Origin of the sequence: Micrococcus sp. MS-ASIII-49 (assembly GCF_000946635.1) — a bacterium.
Lineage (GTDB): Bacteria > Actinomycetota > Actinomycetes > Actinomycetales > Micrococcaceae > Micrococcus > Micrococcus luteus.
In genome coordinates, this window is sequence record NZ_JXSP01000073.1 from 1 (window position 1) to 4,390 (window position 4,390).

2 protein-coding genes are annotated in these 4,390 nt (G+C 72.0%); one reads left to right on the forward strand and one right to left on the reverse strand.

What is annotated here, in order from left to right:
• Window positions 1-146 precede the first annotated feature (146 nt).
• Window positions 147-1,781 (reverse strand): sodium/proline symporter PutP, encoded by a 1,635-nt coding sequence (gene putP / locus SJ20_RS05585; RefSeq protein WP_044659222.1) that lies wholly within the window; start codon window positions 1,779-1,781, stop codon window positions 147-149.
• Between the two features lie 108 nt (window positions 1,782-1,889).
• Here putP and hrpA point away from each other — a divergent pair.
• Window positions 1,890-4,390 (forward strand): ATP-dependent RNA helicase HrpA (gene hrpA / locus SJ20_RS05590; protein WP_044659223.1); only part of this gene is annotated, 2,501 nt, incomplete at its 3' end.

The window sequence follows — 4,390 nt, forward strand, 5'->3', positions numbered from 1 at the left end:
ACGGCACGTCGTGACCACTCTGTTCGTCGGGGCCCGCCCACCCAGAGCGTGCGGTGGCAGACCCCCGGCCCGGTCCCGGACGCCGTCGAGGGCCGGCTCGAGGTGGTCGAGCACGGCCCTCGGCGGACGGATCGCGAGGAAGAGCCTCACGCCTGCGCGCGCGGATCCGTGGCGGCTGCGGTCGAGCCCCCGGCGGCGTCGCGCGTCATGGCGGCCGGGGCCACGTCCGGGTGCGGCTCGCGGCCGGCCACGATGTCGATCGCGCCGGTGAACTCGGCGTCGATCCGCCGCTGCACCCGGCGCGAGCGCTGGGTCACGAGGGACACCACCACACCCACCACGAAGGCGGCGACGAAGCCCGGCAGCAGCTCGTACAGGCCGAACCACTCCCACGTCTCGGCACTGGCCTCGGACCACACCCAGGCGACGGCGGCGCCGGTGACCATGGCGGCCATCGCCCCCCACGAGGTGAACCGCGGCCAGTACAGGGCGAGCAGGATCACGGGGCCGAAGGCGGCGCCGAAGCCGGCCCACGCGAAGGAGACGAGCTCGAGCACGGAGGAGTCCGGGTCGAGGGCGAGCAGCCCCGCCACGAGCGCCACCACCAGCACGCCGATGCGGCCGAGCCACAGGGTGAACGTCGGGGAACCGGTGCGCCCGCGCAGCATGTAGAGGTCCTCCACCAGGGCGGAGGAGCACACGATCAGCTGCGAGGAGAGCGTGGACATGATCGCGGCGAGGACGGCGGCCAGCACCAGGCCGGCCACGAACGGGTGGAACATGATCGAGGCCAGCACCAGGAACACGGTCTCCGGGTCCTCGAGCGTGGTGCCGGGGTTGGCCTGGAAGTAGGCGATGCCCACGAGGGCCACCATCACGGCACCGAACACGGACAGCGCCATCCAGCCGATGCCGACGCGCCGGGCGACGGCCGCGTCGTGCGGGGTGCGCAGGGCCATGAAGCGGACGATGATGTGCGGCTGGCCGAAGTAGCCCAGGCCCCAGGCGAGGGAGGACAGGACGCCGATCAGCGTTGCGTTCTCGAACATCGAGAAGTGGTTCACTCCGCCGCCGGCGGCGTCGGCGGCGCGGATGCCCTCGACGACGGCGTCCCAGCCGCCCATGGTCAGGATCACGACGATGGGGACGGCCAGCAGGGAGAGGAACATGAGGATGCCCTGGGCCACGTCCGTCAGCGAGGCGCCGAGGAAGCCGCCGAACAGGGTGTAGAGCACCGTGATGCCCGCGACCACGAGCATGCCGGTGAGGTAGTTGATGCTGATGCCCTGGGCGTAGAAGGAGTCGGGGCCGAAGGTGGACTCGACGAACTTGCCGCCGGCCACCATGCCCGAGGACACGTAGAAGGTGAAGAACACGAGGATGATCAGGCCGGCCACGATCCGCAGGATGTGCGTGCGGTCCTTGAATCGGTTCTCGAGGAAGGACGGGATCGTGATCGAGTTCCCGGCCACCTCGGTGTAGGAGCGCAGGCGGGGGGCGACCACGCGCCAGTTCACCCACGCGCCCACGGTCAGGCCGACCGCCATCCAGCCCTCGACCAGGCCCGCGGCGTAGATCGCGCCGGGCAGGCCCATCAGGAGCCAGCCGGACATGTCGGACGCACCCGCGGAGAGCGCCGCGACGGACGGCTTCATGTCGCGTCCTGCGAGCATGTAGTCGTCGAGGTCGGTGTTCTTGCGGGAGGCGTACAGGCCGATCGCGATCATCGCGAGGAAATAGAGGCCGATCGCCGCCAACAGGAAGACGGTGTTCGTGTCCATGGGCTCCAGAGAATCACATCCGGACTCTCAGCCCCAGTCCCAGGTCCGTCCCGGATTCGCCCCGTCCGGGTCGGCCCGGGCCCCCGCGCGCCTAGGATGGAGGCCGTCATGACGCAGACTCCCCCGCCCTCCACGCCCGCCGCGCAGCCGTCGGCGACGCCCCACGACGCCGTCGCGATCACGTTCCCCGAACACCTGCCGGTGGCGGAGCGCCGTGAGGAGATCATGGCCGCGATCCGCGACCACCAGGTGGTGATCGTCGCGGGCGAGACCGGCTCGGGCAAGACCACGCAGCTGCCGAAGATGTGCCTGGCCCTCGGGCTCGGGGAGGCCGGCTCGATCGGCCACACCCAGCCCCGGCGCATCGCCGCCCGCTCGGTGGCCGAGCGCATCGCGCAGGAGCTGGGCGAGGAGATCGGGCAGACGGTCGGCTACCAGGTCCGCTTCACGACGCAGACCTCGAAGGCCACCCGGGTCAAGGTCATGACGGACGGCATCCTGCTGGCCGAGATCCCCCACGACCCGCAGCTGCGCCGCTACTCCGTGATCATCGTGGACGAGGCCCACGAGCGCAGCCTCAACATCGACTTCCTCCTGGGCTACCTGCGCAACCTGCTGCCCCAGCGCCCGGACCTGAAGGTGATCATCACCTCGGCCACCATCGACCCGGAGCGCTTCGCCCGGCACTTCGGCCGGCCGCTGGCCGCGGGCGAGGACCATGCGGACGCGGTGGAGGCCGACGACGGCGGCCGCGTGGTCCCGGCGCCGATCATCGAGGTCTCGGGGCGCACCTACCCCGTCGAGATCCGCTACCGGCCGCTGACCGACGAGCCCTCCCCCGACGACCCCGAGGACGATGCGGACGACGCCGCCGAGACCCGCGACCCCCTCGACGCGATCGGCGACGCCGTCCTCGAGCTGGCCGCCGAGCCGCCGGGTGACATCCTCGTGTTCCTGCCGGGCGAGCGGGAGATCCGCGAGGCCGCGGACCACCTGACCGGCGTCGTCGCCGGCACCACGCGCCTGGCCGGCACGGAGATCCTGCCGCTGTTCGGCCGCCTGTCCATGGCGGAGCAGCACCGCGTGTTCGGCCGCGCCGGGGCCGGGGTGCGCCGGCGGATCGTGCTGGCCACGAACGTCGCCGAGACCTCCCTGACCGTGCCGGGCATCAAGTACGTGATCGACACGGGCACCGCGCGCATCTCGCGGTACTCGCACCGCACCAAGGTGCAGCGCCTGCCGATCGAGCGTGTCTCCCAGGCCAGCGCGAACCAGCGCGCGGGCCGGTCCGGCCGCACCTCGGACGGCATCGCGATCCGCCTGTACTCGGAGGAGGACTACCTCTCCCGCCCCGAGTTCACGGACCCGGAGATCCTGCGCACCTCCCTGGCCTCGGTGATCCTGCAGATGCTGTCCCTCGGTGTGGCCCGCACCCCGGGCGACGTCAAGGAGTTCCCCTTCGTCCAGCCCCCGGACGGCCGACAGGTCACCGACGGCGCCACCACGCTCACCGAGCTCGGCGCGCTCGAGGCCGGCGGCGCCCGCGCCGGCACCATCACCCGGGTCGGACGCCGCCTGGCCCGTCTGCCCGTTGACCCGCGGCTGGGCCGCATGATCCTCGAGGCCGGTGAACGCGGCTGCGTCCGGGAGGTCATGGTGATCGCCGCGGCCCTGACCATCCAGGACCCCCGCGAGCGCCCCACGGAGCAGCGCGAGGCCGCGGACGAGCTGCACCGCCGGTTCGCGGACGAGAACTCGGACTTCTCCGCGATCCTGAACCTCTGGGCCTACCTGCACGAGCGGCAGAAGGAGCTCTCCGGCTCCCAGTTCCGGAAGCTGTGCCGCCGTGAGCACATCAACTGGCTGCGCGTGCAGGAGTGGCAGGACCTGGTGCGCCAGCTGCGCCAGCTCGCCAAGGACGTGGGCCTCACCGTCGAGGCCGGACCCGTGGACCCGGTGGGCCGGCACGAGGCGGTGCACAAGTCCCTGCTCACCGGCCTGCTCGCGCAGATCGGCGCCTACGACGAGCGCCGTCGCGAGTACGCGGGCGCCCGCGGCACCCGCTTCGCCGTGTTCCCCGGCTCCGCCCTGTTCAAGAAGCGCCACCCGTTCGTCATGGCCGCCGAGCTCGTGGAGACCTCACGGCTGTGGGCGCGCACGGTGGCCCGGATCGAGCCGGAGTGGGCCGAGGAGGTCGCCGGCCACCTCGTCAAGCGGGCCTACAACGAGCCGCACTGGTCGCGGCGGGCGGGCTCCGTCGTCGCGCGCGAGAAGGTGACGCTGTTCGGCGTCACCCTGATCCCGGACCGCTCGGTCCGGTACGGCCGCATCGACCCGGAGCTCTCCCGCGAGCTGTTCATCCGGCACGCCCTCGTGGAGGGCGACTGGCGCACGCGCCACCGGTTCTTCGCCCGCAACCGCGCCGCGCTCGAGGAGGTCGACGCCCTCGAGACGCGCCTGCGCCGCCGCGACCTGCGGATCGGGGACGAGGACCTGTTCGCCTTCTACGACGCGCGGATCCCGGGAAACGTCGTCTCCGAGCGGCACTTCGACGCGTGGTGGAAGAAGGCGCGCCAGGATCAGCCGTTGGAGGGCGAGGACGCGCGCCT